Source organism: Enterobacter sp. JBIWA008, from assembly GCF_019968765.1.
GTDB lineage: Bacteria > Pseudomonadota > Gammaproteobacteria > Enterobacterales > Enterobacteriaceae > Enterobacter.
The window spans coordinates 3,026,363-3,047,049 of the sequence record NZ_CP074149.1; the positions used below are offsets into that span (position 1 = coordinate 3,026,363).

The following is a 20,687-nucleotide window of genomic DNA, read 5'->3' on the forward strand; positions in this document are numbered from 1 at the left end:
GGCCTTTTTTATGTCATTTGTCATGCTCTATGGCGCTTCCTGCAGCGCCACGCGAATAAACCCGTTATTCTTCGCCAGCAATTCATGGGCTTTCCACGCATCCAGCCCTGTCAGCACCATTAATACTGCCGTTTTACAGTGTTGGTTACAGCTCTCCAGCGCGGCTTTTGCCTCCGCCCGGGAGCATCCCCCCGCTTCCATCACAATGGCGATTTGGCGTTCAGCCCATTTGGTCGTGCTCGCCTCAAGATCCACGCGCAGATTGCTGTAAACACGTCCGCTTCGAACGGCCAGCCCGGTGGCGATCATCGAGAGGATCATCTTCTGCGCAATCCCCGCTTTGGTATTGATATACCCTGCGACGGCATCGGCACCCAGCTCCGGAGCGATAACCATGCTTGCCAGCTGCGCGGCTTCGCTTTGCGCATTACCGGTAATAATGGCAACTGGTGAACCCAGCGACCACGCATGGCGCATAGCCCCCCAGACCCAAGGCGTTTTTCCGCTGACGGTCACGCCCAGCATCATATCGTGTTCATCAAACTTGATGGCCTGCAGATCGGCGACGCCGCGCTCGTAGCTCCCTTCCCCTTCTTGTGCCGTAACGGCCATCACAGGGGTTTTGCCTGGCGCATATTCTTCGGCAACCTGTTGCCAACGCGCCCCGACGATCCCGCGCCAACGATGACCAGGCGACCGCCGTGACTGAGCGTCGCGGCGGCGTTGTCCACCACGCGGGCGAGGGTATGTAAACAGGGGGCGATCGCAGCAGAAATGAGTGCATCATCCTGGTGAATGACTTTCAGCATGTCCAGCGTGGACAATCTATCAATATTCATCGTGCTGGCGTGCCGTCGTTCCTTGACCGAACCGGTAAGCATAACGCTCATAAACAGCCTCCTTATTATGATTACCCACACACTATAAAGTGTTTTATATGGATGACCTGCGAGGAGGGTCACGAAAAGAGGACCAAATCCATGCCTTTACATGGCTTTAAGAAAAGTGCGTCATCAGCGATAATTACCCCCTTTCTTAATCATCGCGGAGTGTTGATGAGCGATTTGCAGCCTTTCCTTCCGACGCGCAAGCGCCCCATGAAGCTGAACACCCTGGTCACGCTGATGGTGTGCGCGATTATTGCCTCTGTGCTGCTGGTGGTCTTTGCGCTCTACTCCGTGCAAATCACCCGGGCGACGCGCGATGATGTAAAAGATACTGCTCTGGGTATCGCCAGAACGCTGGCCAACAGCCCGGAGATCCAGCGCGGCCTGATGCAGCCACCACAGGCGGATATCATTCAGCCCATCGCCCAGGCGGTGACGAAACGAAACGATCTGCTGTTCACCGTTGTCACCGATATGCGCGGGATCCGCTACTCTCACCCGAACGAGGCGCTGCTGGGGCTGCATTTTATCGGCGACGATTTAACTCCCGCGCTGGAAGGTAAAGAAAATGTCTCCGTAAACCGGGGTGCCCTCGCCGAAGCGCTTCGTGTCTTTACGCCCGTTTACGACAGCCAGCATGACCAGATCGGCGTGGTGGTGGTCGGTATCTCCCTCAAAAAAGTGGAAGATCAGATTGCACGCGGGCGGCTAAACGCCGTCTGGACCATTTTATTCAGTATTTTTATGAGTTCCATGGCGATTTGGGGTCTGGTGCGGGTACTGAAACGCATCCTGTTCGGGCTCGAACCCTACGAAATTTCCGCCCTGTTCGAACAGCGTCAGGCGATGCTGCAGTCGCTTCGCGAGGGGGTGCTGGCCGTCGATATTCACGGGCGCGTGACGATGATCAACCAGACCGCCAGAGAAATATTGCTTCTCCCCGCCGGCAAGCAGACCGAAAACGCCAGCGCCCCCCTGCTGGCCAGCCTGCGCGACGTCTCGAAGACGGGGGTCGCGCGCCAGGATCAGGAGATCAGCTGCAACGGGCGGCTATTGCTGTGCAACATGGTCCCCGTTAAAAGTCAGAATCGGGTGATCGGCGCCATCACCACCTTCCGCGATAAAACAGAAATCAGCCAGCTGATGCAGCGTATTGATGGCATGGTTAACTACGTCGACGCCCTGCGGACCCATACGCATGAGTTTATGAATAAACTGCATGTGATCCTGGGCCTGCTGCACATGAAGCGCTACGACAAGCTGGAGGAGTACATCATCCAGACGGCACATAATTACCAGACGGATATCGGTACGATACAGAGCAAGGTAAAATCCCCGGTGATTGCCGGGTTCCTGCTGGGTAAAATCAATCGGGCGAAAGAAGCGGGCGTCACCCTGACGCTGGCGGATGAATGCCAGATACCGGATACCGCGAGCGAAGAGCAGGTCGCGGTGCTGATCACCGTGCTAGGTAACCTCATCGAAAACGCGCTCGACGCGATGGAAGGACAGCACGAAGGTGAGATCGGCCTGCTGCTGCATTATCAGAATGGCTGGCTCAGCTGTGAAGTCAGCGACGATGGCCCCGGCATTGACCCCACTCAGCTGGAGGCTATTTTTACAAAGGGCTTCTCAACAAAAGGTGAAAACCGCGGCGTTGGGCTGTTCCTTGCTCGCCAGCAAATCCAGAACCTCGGCGGTGATATCACCGTTGAGTCTGAGCCAGGCGTATTTACCCAATTTTTTGTTCACATCCCCTGGGATAGCGAGAGGAATATCGCGTGATAAATGTATTAATTGTCGATGATGACGCCATGGTAGCCGACCTCAACCGTCTCTATGTCAACCGTGTTGAAGGTTTTAGCTGCTGCGGCGTCGCCTCCACGCTAAACCAGGCCGAGGCCATCATTAATAACCCCAGCCAGCCTGTCGATCTGGTACTGCTGGATGTCTACATGCAGCAGGATAACGGGCTGGATCTGCTGCCCGTTATTCGCGCATCTGGTCGCCCAATCGATGTGATTATGATCTCCTCGGCTGCTGACGCCACGACGATCCAGACCTCTATCCATTACGGCGTGGTGGATTATCTGATAAAGCCGTTCCAGTTCCCGCGCTTTGAAGAGGCGCTTAACGGCTGGAAGGCAAAGCGCAACCTGATGGGTTCGCACCAGTATTATGAGCAGGCCGACGTCGACCGGCTGATCCACGGCGGGGCGCCGGAACTGGCGGACAGTAAAAAGCTGCCGAAGGGGTTAACGCCGCAAACGCTGCGCACGATTTGCCAGTGGATTGACGCTCATCCGGAGACAGAATTTTCTACCGACGATCTGGCAAACGCGGTCAATATTTCCCGCGTGTCCTGCCGCAAATATCTGATCTGGCTGGCGCAAATCAATATTCTGTTCACCAGCATTCACTACGGTGCCACCGGGCGTCCGGTGTATCGCTACCGTCTCCAGCCGGAGCAGACCGGCCTGCTCAAGCAATACTGCCAGTAACGCGGTAGGTATCATCCAGCAGGGTAAAGCGGAAGTGGTGTGCTGAAGAGAACACCACTTCTTTTGTCCTGGTCACAAAGATTGCTTCTATATCGGGACGCGCGCGCAGCGCGGCGCAGCCCTTCTTCACGCCCATGCCGTACATCAGCGTGGTCCAGATATCTCCGTCAATGGAGTCTTTTGAAATGATGGTCACGCTATCCAGTTCGTTATCCAGCGGATACCCGGTGCGCGGGTCGAGAATATGATGATAGCGTTTGCCGTTTTGTTCAAAATAGCGCTCGTACGTTCCCGACGTCACGACGGAGAGGTTCTCAACGGTCATTGTGCCGATCAGCGCATCTCCGGCGAACGGTTTTTTCAGCCCGACGCTCCAGCCCCCTTCCGGCGAGCCTAACGTCTGAATGTTTCCGCCGAGGTTAATCAGCCCCAGCTCAGCCCCCTCTTTATGCAGGTAATCCCGCACCCTGTCGGCAATATAGCCTTTGGCAATCGCACCCAGATCGATTTCCATCCCCGCCCGGGCCAGAAACACGCTGCTGCTGGCCTCATCAAGGAGAACATCCTCAGGACGGGTAATCGACAGCAGCGACGCAATGTCATCAGCGGGCGGAACGCTGTCTCCCTGAAAACCAATCTTCCAGCGCTTCACCAGCGGACCGATCGCCAGATTAAAGGCGCTGTCCTTGAGCAGGCTTGCCGCTTTTGCACAGCGGACCAGATCAAACACCGGCCGACTGACGGTGACCGGATGCTGGCCAGCCGCATGGTTGATGTCCATCACCTGCGAGTGCGCGCGGTTGACGGTAAGCAGATCTTCGTACTGTTTGATCAGACGAAACACGCGGGACGCGAGGGCTTCGTCATGGGAGAAGAGTTTCAGGAGAATGGGTGAGCCCATCAGGACGGCGGAGTAGCTGTAAACGCGATGGCTATCAGACATGGCATGAGTCCTCAGATGTAGCCCCGGCAGGCACCGTGCCGCCGGGGAAAATGCCGGATAGCGCTGCGCGTATCCGGCCTACAACACAGGTGTCTTACTGCTTTTTCGAACGCATAGCCGCCTGGTGTCCTGCAAGCGTACCAAAAATAATGATATCTGCCACCGCGTTACCGCCGATACGGTTACCGCCGTGGATCCCGCCGACCACTTCACCGGCCGCGAACGCGCCTGGCAGCACGTTGTGGTTGCTGTCCAGCACGCAGGTTTCGGTGTTGATAGTTACGCCGCCCATGGTGTGGTGCACGCCTGGCGCAATCTGAATGGCGTAGAATGGCCCTTCGTTGATTGGCGCACGCAGCGCGGTGGTACGACCAAAATCGTCATCGTGCTGTTTTTCGACGAAGCCGTTGTAGCGTTCCAGGGTCGCCAGGAAAGCGTGGTGATCCATACCGAGCGCTTCAGCCAGAGCTTTTGGCGAGCTGGCACTGGTCACGAAACCTTTCGCGATGTACTCATCCGCGGCTTTGTTTTTAGCGCGGACATGCTCATCAAAGACGATGTAAGCATATTTCTCCGGCAGAGCGATGATCTGCGCCGATACTTTATCGCGAGTCGACATTTCGTTATAGAAGCGGTTCCCCTGCTGATTCACCAGAATCGCCCCGCCGCCGCGGATAGATTCGGAAATCAGATACGAGGTTTTCTGCTCAACGGTTGGGTGAATTTGAATTTCGCCCATATCCACGGTGCCCGCCCCGATGCGCTCCAGCAGCGCGATGCCACCGCCGGTTGCCCCTTTGTGGTTGGTGGTGACGAAACCTTCCAGATCCGGACGGTATTTCACCACCATCTGGCTATTGGCGCTGAAGCCGCCGGTGGCGACAATCACGCTTTTGGTTGCTACGGTGACGGTTTCGTTCTCTTCGGTGGTCAGACGTACGCCGGTGACTTCACCGTTCTCGAAGATGATGTCGCTGACGGAGGTATCCAGCATCACCTCGATGTTGCGTTTGTTGACGTTGCGCACCAGGCCGCTGATCAGGTAACCGCCCACCGCAGAACCGTCTTTTGGACGGTGGGTACGGTCAATGCTCATCCCGCCGGTGGTGGTGATGTCGTTCAGCATGATGCCGCGGGTGGCCAGCCACTCAATTGCCTGCGGCGCGTTCTCGACGAAGCGACGCAGCAGTTCAGGGTTGTTCTTGTTGCCGCCGCCTTTCAGGCTTTCCTGGTAGAACAGCTCTTTGCTGTCCTGAATGCCCTTCACGCGCTGGAAGCGAGTTTCGGCGGCGTTCATACCGGCAGAGGCTTTAATGGTGTTCCCACCGATGGTCGGCATTTTCTCGACAATCAGCACGCTCGCGCCTTCGTCGTGAGCCTGAATCGCCGCCGCCAGACCGGCGCCGCCGCTGCCGACAACCACCACGTCCACGCTGCGGGTTTCGTTCGGGTCAACGCCCTCTTCCGCGGCCAGCGCTTTGCTGGATTTCAGCATCGCTTTAGAAACCGCTTTCTTCACCGCTTCACTCTGGCTGGTTGCGCCGGTGATGGCATCCACGTGCGGAGTATTGGCGTCCAGAATGCGGGTACGGATCTCGTCAAAGCTGGTCACAAACTCAACGTCTTCGCTCGGGCCGCAGACCAGCTCGATGTCCGCAATGCGGTCAGTTTCCAGGCTGACGTTAATCACCAGTTCGTTAGCGTCATCCTGCACTTTCTCAGCAAAGGTACCCGGTTTGAATTTGGATTCGCCCATGCTCATGTCGCGGATCATCGCTTCTACCAGCGAGAAGCGCCACAGCGGTTCAGGAATGCTCAACGCCTCGCGCTTGGTGCTGTCCATAAACAGCTCAAGGCTTTCGCCAGCCGCGATGCGGTCTGTCCAGTCCGGATAAGCGATGGTGGCGCGGCCAACGGCGATCAGGTCGTAACCGTGGTCCAGCGCTTCATTCACATCTGAAGCATTCACCACGCCGCCCACGCCCATGACCGGAACCTGCGCCAGCGTTTCAGAACGCATCGCGCAGTATTTTTCGATAAGCGGGGTTGGATCCTGGGTGTCGACAATGGAAGGACGCAGAGTCGCGCCGACGGAGAAGTGCAGATAGTCCACGCCGCGCGCCGCCAGTTTTTCCAGCAGGTACATGGCGTCGTCAAAGCGAATGCCCGGGACTTCCATTTCTTCAGGGGAGAAACGATAGCCAATAATAAACGCGTCGTCCGCGTACTGGCGCACCATTTTGTGGGTAATGTCCAGCACAGCCAGCGGGAACTTCGCGCGGTTATCGCGGCTACCGCCCCACTCGTCATCGCGCTGGTTTGAATTCGGTGAGTAGAACTGCTGAATCAGATAGGTGTTCGCCCCGTGGATTTCCACGCCGTCAAAACCGGCCTGGATGGCGCGGCGCACGGCCTCACCAAACTTGCCGATCATGCCTTCCACTTCTTCAGACGTCAGAGCAACCGGCGTTGCTGCACCTTCACGCGGCGCGGCTACGGCGCTCGGGCCAACCGGGGTACGGCCACCGATCAGTTTTGGGTCGACCATGCGGCCACCGTGGTAGATCTGCAGCAGCGCTTTAGACCCTTTGGATTTAATGGCCTCTGCGATTTTCGCCAGCCCGGCGATTTTCTCGTCATTATCAATACCGATCGCGCCCGGGAAGGCGAGACCGAGATCGTCGACGAAGCAACACTCCACAATAATGGTGCCGATACTGCCGGAACGGGCACGATAGTACTCCACCAGTTCGCTGGTGACGGTGCCGTCATAATAGCCGGTACAGGTGGTCATAGGGGCCATTAACAAACGGTTTTTCAGTTCAGTGCCATTCGGTAATGTGAAGGGGCTAAGAATGCGTTCGTTAGTGCTCATAATAGAAACTCCAAACTTTTAAAAAATTAAGAATTCGTTATCGGATTGTGTTTTTAGTTCGCTGTTATTTGCCGACGTTATGATATTAATATAATGATTAATTTAGTTTATAAAGTTATTACATTAGTTAAAAAACTATTTAATCCCATCAGTAACACAAATAACACATTGGTGTTAGCGATTGTAATTCAACCATTCACAATAATTTAAAATTCGTTAAATGATTAATGGTAAAACCATTTTCCCAGAACACATACAAATCCATATAAATCAATAAGATAAAAAATAACAAAAAGTAAAAATGTTACAATAATGATAAAGCCAACTCGTAAGATACGTAATACCCACATACGTCAGAGTGGTTATTAATAAAAGCATAAAAATAACACTGCAATTCTGTTTTTTTGATCGCGATCAATAGTTATTGCATCCAAAGGCGCAATATAAAAACATCATCAATTTTTAATTTAACGCAACCCAAAAAGCGTTAAATCGCTATTACTGAAAATACAAAGCAGCACCTTAAATAACTAAAGAAAGCAAAAAAACTTAAGAAAGCGATTTTGTTTTTCAGGGCAACCGAATTTTTGACAACTTAAGACGTGAAACTATGAATACAAAAACTGCTGTAACGCCCCCTGTGGCGAACCAGGCATCAAAAGGAAACGCAAAACGTCTGCTGATGATGGCGTTGCCCGTCATCGTCGCCGTACTGCTGCTGTTTGTTCCAGTTCCGGAAGGCCTGCCTCCTTACGCGTGGCACTACTTCGCCATCTTTGTCGGCGTGATCGTCGGTCTGATCTTCGAACCCCTGCCGGGTGCGGTGATCGGTCTGACCGGCGTCGTCGCCATTGCCCTGTGCAGCCAGTGGGTGCTGTTCAGCCCTGAACAGCTGGCTGACCCGAAATTCAAGCTGGCAGGCGCCTCCTTTAAATGGGCGGTGAGCGGGTTTGGTAACTCTACCGTCTGGCTGATTTTCGGCGCCTTTATGTTCGCCGCAGGCTATGACAAAACCCGCTTCGGCCGCCGTCTGGCGCTGATTCTGGTGAAGTACCTGGGCCGTCGCAGCCTGACGCTCGGTTACGCCATTACGTTTGCTGACCTGCTGCTGGCACCGTTCACCCCGTCCAACACCGCGCGCAGCGGCGGGACCATCTACCCGATTATCGCTAACCTGCCGCCACTGTACGGTTCAAAACCAAACGACCCAAGCGCGCGCAAAATCGGTTCGTACCTGATGTGGGTGGCGATCACCGCGGCCTGTATTACCAGTTCAATGTTCCTCTCAGCCCTGGCGCCAAACCTGCTGGCCCTGGCGCTAGTGAAAAGTACGGTTGGGATTGATATCTCCTGGGGCACCTGGTTCCTCGCCTTCCTGCCGCTGGGTATCCTGCTGATTCTTGCCATGCCGCTGCTGGCCTACTGGTTCTACCCACCTGAAGTCAAAGTGAATAACGAAGTGCCGCTGTGGGCGACCCGTGAGCTGGAAAAACTCGGCAAGCTGTCCCGCAATGAAATTCTGCTGCTGGTATTCGTATGCTGCGCGCTGCTGATGTGGATCTTCGCCACCGCGTGGATTGAGCCTGCCATGGCAGCCCTGCTCATCGTCGGCCTGATGCTGTGGACCGGCGTGCTGGAGTGGAACGATATCACCGGTAATAAAGCAGCGTGGAATACCTTCGTCTGGTTCGCCACCCTGGTGGCGCTGGCGGACGGCCTCTCCTCCACCGGCTTTATCGGCTGGCTGGGTAAAGAAGGCGGTCTGTTAATGAGCGGCATTTCACCGGGCGTGGCGACTATCGTTCTGCTGCTGGCGTTCTACCTGCTGCACTACCTGTTTGCCAGCACCACCGCGCACACCACCGCGCTGCTGCCAGCGATGCTGACCATCGCCTCCACCATTCCGGGCATGAATATGGAAGTGTTTGTCCTGCTGATGGTGACCTCGCTGGGCGTGATGGGGATCATCACCCCGTACGGTACTGGCCCAAGCCCGATTTACTACGGTAGCGGCTACCTGCCAACCAAAGACTACTGGCGCCTTGGCACCATCTTCGGTGCCATCTTCCTGGCGGCCCTGCTGCTGATTGGCTATCCGTGGATGTCCATGATGTTCTGATTCCTGACCGCCGGACTTCTCCTCCGGCGGTTTTATTTTTGTGGAGCAATACGCTATGTCAAACAAACCGTTTATCTACCAGAACCCCTTCCCGCTTTCCCATGACGACACCGAATACTACCTGCTGACCAAAGAGCACGTTTCAGTTGCCGAATTCGACGGTCAGGAAGTACTGAAAGTGGAGCCGGAAGCCCTGACTCTGCTGGCACAGCAGGCCTTCCACGACGCCGCGTTTATGCTGCGTCCTTCCCATCAGAAGCAGGTTGCCGCCATTCTCAATGACCCGGAAGCCAGCCAGAATGACAAATACGTTGCCCTGCAATTCCTGCGTAACTCTGAAATTGCCGCAAAAGGCGTGCTGCCAACCTGTCAGGATACCGGCACCGCTATCATCATGGGAAAAAAAGGCCAGCGCGTCTGGACCGGCGGCGGTGACGAAGCAGCCCTGAGCCAGGGGGTGTATAACACCTACATCGAAGACAACCTGCGCTACTCCCAGAATGCGGCGCTGGACATGTATAAAGAGGTGAATACTGGCACCAACCTGCCTGCGCAGATTGACCTCTACAGCGTGGACGGCGACGAATACAAATTCCTGTGCATGGCAAAAGGCGGCGGTTCTGCCAACAAAACCTATCTGTATCAGGAAACCAAAGCGCTGATCACCCCGGCAAAGCTGAAAAACTATCTGGTTGAGAAGATGCGCACCCTGGGAACTGCCGCCTGCCCGCCTTACCATATCGCGTTTGTGATTGGTGGTACCTCTGCCGAAAGCACCCTGAAAACCGTGAAGCTGGCCTCCACGCGCTACTACGACGCGCTGCCAACGGAAGGCAACGAACACGGCCAGGCGTTCCGCGACGTTCAGCTCGAACAGGAACTGCTCCAGGAAGCACAGAACCTCGGCCTCGGCGCGCAGTTCGGCGGTAAATACTTCGCCCACGACATCCGCGTGATTCGTCTGCCGCGCCACGGCGCTTCCTGCCCAATCGGCATGGGCGTCTCCTGCTCCGCAGACCGCAACATCAAAGCGAAAATCAACCGCGACGGGATCTGGATTGAGAAGCTGGAGCACAATCCGGGCCAGTATATTCCTGAATCACTGCGTCAGCAGGGCGAAGGCGACGTGGTGAGCATCAACCTGGACAAACCGATGAATGAGATCCTGGCGCAGCTCTCCGCGCACCCGGTCTCTACCCGCCTGTCGCTGAACGGTACCATCATCGTGGCGCGCGATATCGCCCACGCGAAGCTGAAAGAGCTGCTCGACAACGGTGAAGAACTGCCGCAGTACGTTAAAGATCACCCGATTTACTACGCAGGCCCGGCCAAAACGCCGGAAGGCTACGCGTCTGGGTCACTCGGCCCGACCACGGCGGGACGTATGGACTCGTATGTGGATTTACTGCAATCCCACGGCGCGAGCATGATCATGCTGGCGAAAGGCAACCGCAGCCAGCAGGTAACCGACGCCTGCCATAAACACGGCGGCTTCTACCTGGGCAGCATTGGCGGCCCGGCGGCGGTGCTGGCGCAAAACAGCATTAAGAGCCTGGAATGCGTCGCGTATCCGGAGCTGGGAATGGAAGCTATCTGGAAAATTGAGGTCGAGAACTTCCCGGCGTTTATCCTGGTGGATGACAAAGGCAACGATTTCTTCCAGCAGATCCAGAACCAACAGTGCAAAGGCTGTTCACAGCGCTGAGTGCTTCCACACCTCCGGTAATAGCGCCAGCGCGTCAGCAATGATGGCGCGCTTGTCACTCCCCGGCTTCCAGATGATGACCATCGTCTGACTAATTCCCTGGCTGCCCACTTCTGTGCGCAGCCTTTTTACATTTTGCCACCGCACGGCATGAAAATGGGTCGGTAAAAATCCCCAGCCGCATCCGCGCTCCAGCAGACCGCGCAGCATCTCCGGTTCGTTAGTAAAAAGGGTATGCCCGGAGATCTGCAGGCGACGCGCGACCGGCTCGTCAGAGGCTGGGTGCATAACTATCTGTGGAACCAGGGAGAGATCGAGCAGCGACAGGGGGGATGAAATATCCGTAAACAGCTTGCCGGAGGCGTAAAAATCCATATCAATTGCGCCTAAGGCCCGCCACTCCATGTCATTGCCCACGCTGCGGTTGCGCGCCTGGCAGATGGCCAGATCGGCACGACCGCTCGTCAGCATGTGTTCCGACTCATCGCGCGAGGCGCAGATCAGGCTCAGCCGGATTTTTCGCGACGCCATCTCTGCGATAACCCCGTGCAGAAAGGCTCTGGGCGTAAAAGGATCGTAAACCAGCGTCAGATCCTGCGTGGCGCCGTGAGGCACTTCTCTGGCAAAGGCTTCGAAGGCTTTTACCTGCCGCATCAGCAGATGTGCCTGGCGCTGGAGCTGCTCCCCTTCCGCCGTGAGCCTAAGGGTGCGCCCGTCGCGAATAAACAGCGCGTAGCCCAACCCGTCCTCAAGAAAATCAATCAGATCGCGAAGCGTCGTTCGGTCTTTTTTCAGCGCCACTGCCGCTTTACTCAGGCTCCCGTTCTCGGCCACGGCGGTAAATGCCTCGAGCTGTGCAAAAGAATAGATCAGTCCCGCCACGCTACGCTCCCTCCGTTTTTTAGGGGGATTTTCCCCCACCACGCGTTTTTTATTATAGCCCCGGGGTTTTTAAACTGAAGCCGTTCTTAACCCATACGAGACGGATATGAAAAACAGAAAAGTAAACCGGACCCTGCTGGCAGGCCTTGTCTTCAGCAGCCTGCTCTCCCCTGCGGCAATGGCCGCCTGTGATGGCACCGGCCTTAGCGCCTGCCCTGCCCCCTTTGACGCCGCGCTGCCGGACACCCATAAGATGCTCACCTGGAGTCAGGCCGACCGCGTGGTGGGCTTTCGCAATGATTACCGTAACTACGCCGGGGATATTTTCCGTCACGGCAAAGCCGTGCCGCTGCTTGTGTCGGACAAGCCGCTTGCGGACGCCCACTATCAGGTCAACGGCAGGCGCTACGGCCTACAGGAGTACCTTAAGCGCCAGAACGTCAGCGGCATGCTGGTGCTGAAGGACGGCAAAATCGCCTGGAAATATCTCGCAAAGGGCAATACCGACTCCACGCTCTGGACCTCGCGCTCGGTAGGCAAATCGGTGGTATCGGCGCTGGTGGGCGTTGCCCTTAAAGAGGGAAAAATTCATTCACTCGACGACCTGATTACGCAGTACGAACCCGACCTGAAAGGCACCGCCTGGGACGGCGTGACGCTCAAACAGCTTATCACCCACACCTCCGGCGTGGCGTGGAACGAGGATTACACCAACCCTAACTCCGACTTCGCGCAGCTCACCGAGTGCGAGGCGAAACCGGGCACCTACGACTGCGTGCGCAGGCTGGTGAAGGGATTGCGCAGGGTTCACCCGGCCGGAGAGAACTGGTCTTACTCTTCGGGCGGCGCCTGGCTGCTGGGTGACGTGCTGGAGCGCGCTACCGGCATGACGATCGCAGCGTATCTGGAGAAAAGTATCTGGCAGCCGTACGGCATGGCGAGCGACGGCGTATGGCATGCCTACAGCAAAGGCCAGCACGACGTCGGCGCGCACGGCTTTAACGCCACGCTGGAGGACTGGGGTCGCTTCGGGGAGTTTATCCGTAAAAACGGTACGCTGCCGAACGGCAAGACGATCCTTCCGGATAACTGGATCCAGCAATCGTCAGACTGGACGAAGGCCAAAGGCTCGGTATCAGACGCCCATCCAGACGGACTGTACGGCTTTCAATGGTGGAATAACGCAGTTCCCGCCAACGCCACGGGCGTTGAGCCGACGGTGCGAGATTCGCTGAAAGATTCGCTCTGGGCGCTGGGGATTTTTGGTCAGATGATTGTGGTAAACCAGAAGGAAAAACTGGTTATCGTTCAGTGGTCTACCTGGCCGCAGGCGGAACCATCCTTTAGCGCTCAACCGCTGGAGGCCTCTCTGATGTTTAGCGCCATTGCCAGGGCGCTGCGCTAAATTGCCCCCGCCGGGTAACGAAGCGCTTGCCCGGCTCTTTCAGATGCAACGCAGCCTGCGCCACGTCACAAAACCGTGATATCAGCCACTTAGCAAAAAGTGGTGAATAAAAAATCAATTAATTGTTAAGTTATTGTTGTCATTAATTGTATTTATCCCCCTGAGGATATTCATGCAAAAAGTGCATCAGTCGATGTCGCATTTGCGCTTATCTATTTCCTCATCCTGATCCAGTTTTCAAAAACAGACGCGTAAAACGTCAATAATAAACTGGAGATAACCATGTTTTCCTCAACCTCACCTGCAACCGTACGGTCTAAGGCGGGCGCGATACTTCGCGTGACGTCCGGCAACTTTCTCGAACAGTTCGATTTCTTTCTTTTCGGCTTCTATGCCACCTACATCGCCCACACGTTCTTCCCGGCGAGCAGTGAATTTGCGTCGCTGATGATGACCTTCGCCGTCTTCGGCGCAGGATTTTTGATGCGGCCCATCGGGGCCATTGTGCTTGGCGCGTATATCGACAAGGTGGGGCGCAGAAAAGGACTGATCGTTACGCTTTCCATCATGGCGGCGGGGACGTTCCTGATCGTGCTTATCCCCTCTTATCAAAGCATTGGTCTGTGGGCACCGCTGCTGGTGCTGACGGGCCGTCTGCTGCAGGGCTTTTCCGCCGGTGCAGAGCTTGGAGGCGTCTCGGTCTATCTGGCTGAAATCGCCACGCCGGGCCGCAAAGGGTTTTACACCAGCTGGCAGTCCGGCAGCCAGCAGGTCGCCATTATGGTCGCCGCGGCGATGGGCTTTGCCCTGAATGCCCAGATGGAGGAGAGCGCCATTCGCGAATGGGGCTGGCGCATCCCGTTCCTGTTCGGCTGTTTAATCGTGCCGTTTATCTTCTTCCTGCGCCGCAAGCTGGAGGAGACGGAAGAGTTCAGCGCGCGCCGCCAGCATCTGGAGATGCGTCAGGTCTTTAAAACGCTGCTTGGCAACTGGCAGGTGGTGGTCGCGGGCATGCTGATGGTGGCGATGACCACCACCGCGTTCTACCTGATCACCGTCTACGCTCCCACCTTTGGCAAAAAGGTGCTGATGCTCAGCGCCTCGGACAGCCTGCTGGTCACGCTACTGGTGGCTATCTCTAACTTCATCTGGCTGCCGGTGGGCGGCGCGCTGTCGGATCGCTTCGGGCGCAAGCCGGTGCTGATTGCCATGGCCCTGCTGGCGCTGGCGACCAGCTACCCCGCCCTGACGCTGCTGGCGAGTGCCCCAAGCTTCTCCATGATGCTGAGCGTGCTGCTGTGGCTCTCCTTCCTCTACGGCCTTTACAACGGCGCGATGATCCCAGCCCTGACGGAGATTATGCCTGCTGAAGTGCGCGTGGCGGGGTTCTCTCTGGCTTACAGCCTGGCAACGGCGGTCTTTGGCGGCTTTACCCCGGTAATGTCCACTGCGCTGATTGAATATACCGGCGACAAAGCCTCGCCAGGCTACTGGATGAGTTTCGCTGCCGTGTGTGCCCTGCTGGCCACGCTCTACCTCTATCGTCGCCGCGCGGTATCGCTGCGAAACACCGTCAAATCACAGGGGGCAGTATGAAACGCACTTATCGCTATACCGCCAGCGCGCTGGTGCTGACGCTCCTGAGCGCCAATGCCTGTGCCCAGGAGGTGAAGGTCATGATCTCAGGCGGCTTCAAAGCCGCCCTTGAAAAGCTGGCCCCGGAATATGAACACCGGACCGGGGATAAAATTGTGATCATCCCCGGCCCCTCAATGGGCGCTACGCCGCAGGCGATCCCAAACCGACTGGCACGCGGCGAGAAAGCCGATGTGGTGATTATGGTGGGCGATGCGCTGGAGAAGCTCGAAAAAGCCGGCCAGACCCAGCCGGGTTCGCGCACTGAACTCGCGGACTCCCCCGTTGGCATGGTGGTGAAAAAAGGTGCGAATGTCCCTGATATCAGCAGCGAGGCGGCTCTGCGTAACACGCTGCTGCAGGCCAGCTCCATCGCCTACTCTGACAGCGCCAGCGGCAGGTACGTCAGCCAGACGTTGTTCAAAAAGATGGGGATTGAAAAAGAAGTGACGGGTAAAGCGACAATGGTCGAGCGTATCCCGGTCGCCTCAGAAGTGGCGAAAGGAAAATACGCCGTCGGTTTCCAGCAGGTCAGCGAGCTGCTGCCGGTTCAGGGCGTCACCTTTATCGGGAAACTCCCTGATAATCTTCAGTACATCACGCGCTTCGCGGGTGCGGTCACCCGTCATGCAGAACATCCCGCGGAGGGGAAAGCGCTGCTGACCTATCTCGCCTCACCGCCCTCAAGGGCCGTCATCGAGAAGACGGGGATGATCCCCGTTACGTCCGGTGATACTGCTCGGTGATCTGTTTTTCCAGTTCAGCCGCAATGTAGGACTGGATGCGCCCCCGGCGCCGGATAAGCCCCACGGTGCGTTTCACTTCCGGTGCCACCAGCGGCAGATGCGTCAGCAGCGTGTGCTCTGACGTCGGCATCGACATGGCGGGGACGGCAGCAATGCCGATCCCCGCCGCTACCATACCGAGCATCGTGGTAACGTGGCGCGTTTCGCAGACGCTGGGGCGTTCAGGAATGATATTCCCCAGCATCCGATCGAGCAGGTTACGGTTACCTGACGTTTTATCGAGGGAGATATAATCCTGCTGATAAAATGCCTTCCACGTCAGGTGACTCTTCTGCGCCAGCGGGTGATCCTTTCGGCACACCGCAACATAGACATCCTCCACCAGCGGGAAAAATTCAATTTCAGCCGGTAAGTTTCCTGCAAAGCAGATACCAAAATCCGCCTGGCTTCGGGCCACGGCGTCAATCACATTCCCCGCGCTGCTGTCGATAAGCTTAGTGCGAACGCGTGGATAGCGAGACTGAAAACGACGGATCACATCAGGCATAAAGTAACAGGCGGCGGAAGGTACCGCGGCAACCGTGATCAGCCCCGTTCGCTCTTCACTGATTTTATCGACATCCGCCAGCATTGACTCAACGTTGTCGAGCAGCTGCGCGGAGCGTTCAGCAAAGTTTTGCCCGTATAACGTTAAGGCCACGCGGCGAGTGGTACGGTCAAACAGTCGGTTTCCCAGCGCGGCTTCCAGCTTTTCAATCCTGCGGCTCAGCGCCGACTGGGATAAGCAGATAGATTCAGCAGCGACACGGAAGTTACCGTATTCAACTAACGCTCTGAAAGCATAAAGATCGTTAAGGTCAAAATTCACGGGCATAGCGTCTGGATGTCCTGTCAGGGAATACGCAACAAAGTCAAAAATAATAGCCTCTTATTGACCTGCCGCAACCGCCGGGCGTTGAAATACCGATCAGAGGTCGTTGAGATGCAGGCGGATGTACCCGGCGCGCTCGGCAATAGCCTGCCGCTCCTCTTCCTTCATGTCCGCAAGCTGTTTAAAAACAATGCCCAGGCGGGGATTGTTACCCAGACGCGCCTGATTGCGCGCAAAGAAATCCCAGTAAAGGGCATTGAAGGGGCACGCCAGCTCTCCGGTACGCTGGTTGTACTGATACCGGCACCCCTGACAGTAATTACTCATCTTATGAATATAAGACGCGCTCGAGACGTAGGGCTTGCTGGCCAGTAACCCGCCATCGCCAAACTGGCTCATGCCGAGGGTATTGGGCAGCTCCACCCATTCAAAGGCATCAATATAGACCCCCAGATACCATTCATGAACCGCCTGCGGCGACAGGCCGCTGAGCAGGCTAAAGTTCCCGATGACCATCAGGCGCTGGATATGGTGGGCGTAAGCCTCGGTGAGTGACTGCTCAACGGCATGCGCCAGGCAGCGCATCTGCGTCTTGCCAGTCCAGAACCAGTCCGGCAGAGGGGCGTGGTGGTCTAAGGCATTCAGCTCCCGATACCCCGGCATCTGCGACCAATAGATACCACGCACGTACTCCCGCCAGCCGAGAATTTGTCGGATAAACCCTTCGACGGCGGGCAGCGGCGCATGGCCCGTACGCCAGGCCTGCTCAGCAGCGGCTACCACTTCTCGCGGATTTAGCATTTTGGTGTTTAGCGCGAATGAAATTAACGAGTGGAAAAGGAAGGGTTCCTCCGCGTGCATCGCATCCTGCCAGGCACCGAACTGCGGCAGCACGTGCGTGATAAAATCATCCAGCCGTGCTTTGGCTTCAGCGCGGTCGACTGGCCAGCGAAAATTGTCGGCCTGCGGTTCGCCGAAGGTGCTTACGCCACAGCGTTGGATCTCTTCCCATAGTGCGGTGCGATCGTGGCGGAGGCGAGTGTCCTCCGGTGCAGGCGGTTCACCGGACCAGCGCTTGCGGTTTTCTGCATCGAAATTCCATTTTCCCCCTTCGGGCTCGCCTTCCGGGGTCAACAGTATGCCGTGCTGACGGCGCATTTCCCGGTAAAAGTACTCCATGCGCCAGCTTTTGCGCGACGCAAAGAACGCACTCACCTGTTCACGGGTGGTGAAGAAATGCTCGCTGCTGACGCAGGCGGTTTCAACGGATACGTTTCTCGCCCACGCCTGCAGCTGCATATCAAGACGCCATTCATCGGGCTCCTGCCACACTACCCTGTCGGCGCCGTAATGTGCGACAAGCGCGTTGAGATTGTCCTCCAGCGCGCCGCGGTTTGAGCCGTCAGAGAGCCGGACATACCTCACCCGATGCCCCTTTTCCTTTAACGCAGAGGAAAACGCGCGCATGGCCGCGAAGATGGCGATAACTTTCTGGGCGTGATGAAGCACGTACGCGGTTTCGGCCCGTAGCTCCAGCATCACGTAAATGACATTCGGATTGCAGGCATCAAACCAGCTGTGGTGCGGATTAAGCTGATCGCCCAGGATCAGGCGCAGCTCGGTCAACGGTGGCTCCTGCGACAGCGCTCAGAACAGTATTTGACCTCATCCCAGCATTTCGCCCACTTCTTGCGCCACGTCATGGGCCGCTGGCAGTGCATACATACCCGACTGGGCAGGCTCTGTTTGTTACCTTTAAAATCGCTCATCTTTTCAATACCGTACTGATGACTTCACTGAACCTGTGGCTTAAGGCAACGACCGACTTCACAAAATGAAGGTGATGCCCGCAAAGCGCTACCCACCGCTACGTACGAATGATAGTTTATTCAGGCTGGAATTGTCGCCGTGAGCGATTTTCTGGCATCTTAACCAAACCTGACTTTCCCATTTTTGTTCAAGTGACGAGTTTGCGAGCAAAGCGATGATAAAGTGGCCCTGGAAAACGAATGAAGCTGGCCGGGATATGGCGCTGCCATGGGATGACGCGCTGACGATCCCTGTTCTGGCTAATCTTAACCCGGATGAACAAGCGAAACTGGTTCAGATGGCGGATCGTTTTTTACAGCATAAACGCCTGGTTCCACTGCAGGGTTTCGAACTCGATCCCCTGAAAAACGCGCGCATCGCCCTGCTATTCTGTCTGCCGGTTCTTGAGCTCGGCATTGAGTGGCTGGACGGTTTCCACGAGGTGCTTATCTATCCCGCACCGTTCGTGGTGGATGACGAATGGCAGGACGATATCGGGCTGGTGCACAACCAGCGCGTGGTGCAGTCCGGGCAAAGCTGGCAACAAGGGCCGATTATCCTCAACTGGCTCGACATTCAGGACTCGTTCGATGCGTCCGGTTTTAATCTGGTTATCCATGAGGTGGCGCACAAGCTGGATACCCGCAACGGCGATCGCGCCAGCGGCGTTCCATTGATTCCGCTTCGTGAAGTCGCAGGATGGGAGCACGACCTGCACGCGGCGATGGATAACATCCAGGATGAAATAGACCTGGTGGGCGAAAGCGCGGCCAGCATTGACGCCTATGCGGCAACCGACCCGGCCGAGTGCTTTGCGGTTCTCTCGGAGTATTTCTTCAGCGCGCCCGAACTCTTCGCGCCCCGTTTCCCGGCGCTATGGCAGCGTTTCTGCCAGTTTTATCAGCAGGATCCCCTACAGCGTCTGCGGCAAAATGAGGAGTCTGGCGGTCATTCCTCCCACCAGATCCATTAAGGCTTTTCAGCAGGGGGACGTTCGGTTGACCGTACCCCTATGCTCAACGCTAAAAACAGCAATGCCATTCCCCATGCGGCCACCGTTAAAGACTGCTCGCCGTAAAAGCGCGTCACCACAGGTACCAGCAGCGCGCTGACGCCGTAGCCTAACGTGTGGCTGGTGGCGATGACGCCCGCCCCTTTCCCGGTGGTAAGCCTGTCGTTCAGCAGCAGCTGGTAGCCCGGCGTAGCCATCGCCGCCCCGAGTGAAGTGATAACAATCCCCACGTAGAACAGCGTTAAACCCGCGACGGTCATCACCCCAAGCCCGACCACCATCAACACCGCCGCGATACAGAGCAACGTCATCGGGGTGAAATGCTGCGGGCGAACCACCAGAAACTGCGCCGCGAGCGTAGCCAGCGCGGCCAGGCTCAGCAGAAGCGCAACATGATGGCTGATCTCCCGGGCGTTGCCGTCCAGCAACGGGCCAAGATGTGGAGACAGGCCAAGCTGCATCAGGCTTACCAGCGCTGCCAGCAGGAGCGCCAGCAGCAGGAACGGCAGCATCGAGGCCTGCAGGCGGGTCGCCTGGTGCGCCACCGGCGGCAGCGGCGGGTCTGCGGCTTCGCGAAGCACCAGCAGCAGGGCGATTAACGGCGCGATCGCCATCAGCCAGAGCGGCGCCACCGGGCTGACGCTAAGCATCAGCGCCGCCAGCGGCGGGCCGAGCAAACGTCCGCAGCTGAGGCCGGAGCTTATCGTCGCCAGCGCCGCCATTCTTTTCTCCAGCCCCGCACGCTGAATAGCCCACGTCTGGGCCGCAGGCACCAGCCCCGAGACCGTCAGTCCGTAGAGCAGACGTGAAAGAATCAGTCCCGCCAGTCCCCAGACGGTATCCAGCCTTCCGGCCGCCATCGCCCAGACCACCAGCGCCATGACCACGAAACTGGCCAGATAGCCGCTCAGCGAGGCCACCATCACGGCCTTACATCCCCGCCGCTCGCTCTGGCGTCCCCACCAGGGCGAGGCCGGTAAAAAGAGCATGGACCCGAACATGAGCAGTCCAGCCCAGACCGAAAGCGACAGTCCGGTCAGGGTTACGAGCTGCGGGAGCATCACCAGCAGGCCGTTTTGCCCGATACCTAATAACCCCGCACATAATGCCAGGGGCCAGTTGGCTTTTGAGGTGACGTTTTCGGTCAATATTTCAGAGTCAGTGCGCATGAGAATGTGAACATAGTGTCAATAAATGTGTGGAAATCATGAATTTTATGAAAACAAATATTGCAAAAATGGTTGCGACTGTAAACAGAATGAATATCATAACGAGAATTATTATCAATCATGGAATG

General features: G+C 56.6%; 15 protein-coding genes and 1 pseudogene. 8 read left to right on the plus strand and 8 right to left on the minus strand.

Translation table 11 applies throughout. The features are described from left to right. Positions 1-27: 27 nt before the first annotated feature. Positions 28-890 (minus strand): annotated as a pseudogene (locus KGP24_RS14645) (N-acetylmuramic acid 6-phosphate etherase). 165 nt (positions 891-1,055) lie between these two features. Between KGP24_RS14645 and KGP24_RS14650 the strand changes: the two are divergent. Then, positions 1,056-2,672 carry a sensor histidine kinase gene (locus tag KGP24_RS14650; protein ID WP_223560917.1) on the plus strand — a complete coding sequence of 539 codons (1,617 nt, stop codon included), beginning with the start codon at positions 1,056-1,058 and terminating at the stop codon, positions 2,670-2,672. Further along, entirely contained in the window at positions 2,669-3,388 is a 720-nt protein-coding gene (gene dcuR / locus KGP24_RS14655) for a two-component system response regulator DcuR (protein ID WP_223560918.1), read from the plus strand. Before KGP24_RS14650 ends, dcuR begins: the two co-directional genes overlap by 4 nt. Here dcuR and KGP24_RS14660 read toward each other — a convergent pair. After that, positions 3,369-4,331, minus strand: coding sequence for an FAD:protein FMN transferase (locus KGP24_RS14660; protein ID WP_223560919.1), 963 nt, complete (start codon positions 4,329-4,331; stop codon positions 3,369-3,371). The two genes, dcuR and KGP24_RS14660, sit on opposite strands and share 20 nt — an antisense overlap. 94 nt (positions 4,332-4,425) lie before the next feature. After that, positions 4,426-7,206 carry a flavocytochrome c gene (locus KGP24_RS14665; RefSeq protein ID WP_223560920.1) on the minus strand — a complete coding sequence of 927 codons (2,781 nt, stop codon included), beginning with the start codon at positions 7,204-7,206 and terminating at the stop codon, positions 4,426-4,428. 610 nt (positions 7,207-7,816) lie between these two features. On the opposite strand from KGP24_RS14665, the gene KGP24_RS14670 reads away from it, so the two are divergent. Both KGP24_RS14670 and fumA read left to right on the plus strand, forming a co-directional pair. Then, positions 7,817-9,325: an anion permease gene (locus KGP24_RS14670; RefSeq protein ID WP_223560921.1), complete on the plus strand. Its 1,509-nt coding sequence runs from the start codon at positions 7,817-7,819 to the stop codon at positions 9,323-9,325. A gap of 55 nt (positions 9,326-9,380) precedes the next feature. Next, a complete protein-coding gene (gene fumA / locus KGP24_RS14675; RefSeq protein ID WP_223560922.1) occupies positions 9,381-11,030 on the plus strand; it encodes a class I fumarate hydratase FumA in 1,650 nt (549 codons plus the stop codon). Here the strand turns inward: fumA and KGP24_RS14680 are convergent. Further along, positions 11,019-11,912 carry a LysR family transcriptional regulator gene (locus KGP24_RS14680; RefSeq protein ID WP_223560923.1) on the minus strand — a complete coding sequence of 298 codons (894 nt, stop codon included), beginning with the start codon at positions 11,910-11,912 and terminating at the stop codon, positions 11,019-11,021. The genes fumA and KGP24_RS14680 overlap by 12 nt on opposite strands. Before the next feature lie 106 nt (positions 11,913-12,018). On the opposite strand from KGP24_RS14680, the gene KGP24_RS14685 reads away from it, so the two are divergent. From KGP24_RS14685 to KGP24_RS14695, 3 genes are all read left to right on the plus strand, one after another. Continuing rightward, the gene (locus KGP24_RS14685; protein WP_223560924.1) at positions 12,019-13,317 is read left to right on the plus strand and encodes a serine hydrolase; all 1,299 of its coding nucleotides are present in this window, start codon (positions 12,019-12,021) and stop codon (positions 13,315-13,317) included. A gap of 282 nt (positions 13,318-13,599) precedes the next feature. After that, positions 13,600-14,913: an MFS transporter gene (locus tag KGP24_RS14690; protein ID WP_223560925.1), complete on the plus strand. Its 1,314-nt coding sequence runs from the start codon at positions 13,600-13,602 to the stop codon at positions 14,911-14,913. Then, positions 14,910-15,698 (plus strand): substrate-binding domain-containing protein, encoded by a 789-nt coding sequence (locus tag KGP24_RS14695; RefSeq protein WP_223560926.1) that lies wholly within the window; start codon positions 14,910-14,912, stop codon positions 15,696-15,698. Before KGP24_RS14690 ends, KGP24_RS14695 begins: the two co-directional genes overlap by 4 nt. Here the strand turns inward: KGP24_RS14695 and KGP24_RS14700 are convergent. From KGP24_RS14700 to KGP24_RS14710, 3 genes are all read right to left on the minus strand, one after another. Continuing rightward, positions 15,673-16,572 carry a LysR family transcriptional regulator gene (locus KGP24_RS14700; protein ID WP_223560927.1) on the minus strand — a complete coding sequence of 300 codons (900 nt, stop codon included), beginning with the start codon at positions 16,570-16,572 and terminating at the stop codon, positions 15,673-15,675. The genes KGP24_RS14695 and KGP24_RS14700 overlap by 26 nt on opposite strands. Positions 16,573-16,665: 93 nt before the next feature. Then, positions 16,666-18,195 (minus strand): cryptochrome/photolyase family protein, encoded by a 1,530-nt coding sequence (locus KGP24_RS14705; protein WP_223560928.1) that lies wholly within the window; start codon positions 18,193-18,195, stop codon positions 16,666-16,668. Beyond that, on the minus strand, positions 18,192-18,338 hold the full coding sequence (locus tag KGP24_RS14710; protein ID WP_223560929.1) for a DUF2256 domain-containing protein: 147 nt from the start codon (positions 18,336-18,338) through the stop codon (positions 18,192-18,194). Before KGP24_RS14710 ends, KGP24_RS14705 begins: the two co-directional genes overlap by 4 nt. Before the next feature lie 215 nt (positions 18,339-18,553). Between KGP24_RS14710 and mtfA the strand changes: the two genes are divergently transcribed. After that, complete coding sequence (gene mtfA / locus KGP24_RS14715; protein WP_223560930.1) at positions 18,554-19,351, plus strand: DgsA anti-repressor MtfA; 798 nt, start codon at positions 18,554-18,556, stop codon at positions 19,349-19,351. On the opposite strand, the gene KGP24_RS14720 is transcribed toward mtfA, so the two are convergent. Beyond that, on the minus strand, positions 19,348-20,559 hold the full coding sequence (locus tag KGP24_RS14720) for an MFS transporter (RefSeq protein ID WP_223560931.1): 1,212 nt from the start codon (positions 20,557-20,559) through the stop codon (positions 19,348-19,350). The genes mtfA and KGP24_RS14720 overlap by 4 nt on opposite strands. Between the last annotated feature and the right edge of the window lie 128 nt (positions 20,560-20,687).